Genomic DNA, 1,153 nt, shown 5'->3' on the forward strand with positions numbered 1-1,153 from the left:
CTGCGGCATCGTGCCCGGGCGTTCCTCCGGTTCGCCCGCCGGGACCAGGCGCAGCACCCGGCACGTCGTGGCCCAGCGCGCGGCCAGGGCCTCCGCGTCCTGGGGGGCGTTCAGCCGCTTGGCCGCCAGCTCCGCGGCCGTCGCGCGCCACTCCTCGCCGTCGGGCGAGGGCTCGCGCACCGTGGCCGGCCAGGCCACCAGCCGCCCGCCCTTGTCCTTGCTGCGCAGCGTCACCGTGGCCGTTGAGCCGTCCACGAGCCCCAGGCCGTCCAGCGGCTGCTCCCCGGGCCCGCCGACCAGGCACAGCGCGCCCTCGTGCCAGACGTGCCACAGCGGGCGGGCCGGCCCCTGGGGGCCGCGCACCCAGGCCAGGGAGGACTTGCGCGCGGCCTCCTCGATCAGGTGCCGCGCGGTCGCGGACGGAGCGTCGTGCGTCATGGCGGGAGCGTAACGGCCGCCCGGCTCAGGCCGACAGGCCCAGCGCCGCCATCCGCTTGGTGTGCGCCTCGGTGATCCGCGAGAACATCCGCCCCATCTCCGCCAGGTCGAAGCCGTCCGCCACGCCGCCCACCAGCATCGTGGACAGCGCGTCGCGGTCCGCGACCACCCGCTGCGCCTGGGACAGCGCCTCGCCCATCAGCCGCCGCGCCCACAGCGCCAGCCGCCCGCCCACCCGCGGCTCGGCCTCGATCGCGGAGCGCACCTTCTCCACGGCGAACGAGGCGTGCCCGGTGTCGTCGAGCACCCCCAGGACCAGGGAGCGGGTGTCGGTGTCCAGCCGGGAGGCCACCTCGCGGTAGAAGTCGGCCGCGATGGCGTCGCCCACGTACGCCTTGACCAGGCCCTCCAGCCAGTCCGAGGGGGCCGTCAGCCGGTGGAACTCCTCCAGCGGCGCCGCGAAGGGCTCCATCGCCGTGACCGGGTCCTCGTCGATCTGCCGCAGCCGCTCGGTCAGCTGCTCGAAGTGGTGGAATTCGGCCGCGGCCATCCGCGCCAGGGCGGCCTTGTCCGTCACCGTCGGCGCCAGCTTCGCGTCCTCGGCCAGCCGCTCGAACGCCGCCAGCTCGCCGTAGGCCAGCGCGCCCAGGAGGTCGACCACGGCCGCCCGGTACCGCGGGTCGGCGGACGCGCGCGGCCAGTCCGCCGCGGCGAC

2 protein-coding genes are annotated in these 1,153 nt (G+C 76.5%); both read right to left on the reverse strand.

Annotated features, from left to right (window positions below):
- Positions 1 to 438: hypothetical protein (locus tag D7231_RS35280; protein WP_120760470.1), on the reverse strand; the 438-nt coding region annotated here is incomplete at its 3' end.
- Between the two features lie 25 nt (positions 439 to 463).
- Positions 464 to 1,153 (reverse strand): ferritin-like fold-containing protein (locus tag D7231_RS35285; protein WP_120760468.1); only part of this gene is annotated, 690 nt, incomplete at its 5' end.

The organism is Streptomyces klenkii (assembly GCF_003626645.1).
GTDB lineage: Bacteria > Actinomycetota > Actinomycetes > Streptomycetales > Streptomycetaceae > Streptomyces > Streptomyces klenkii.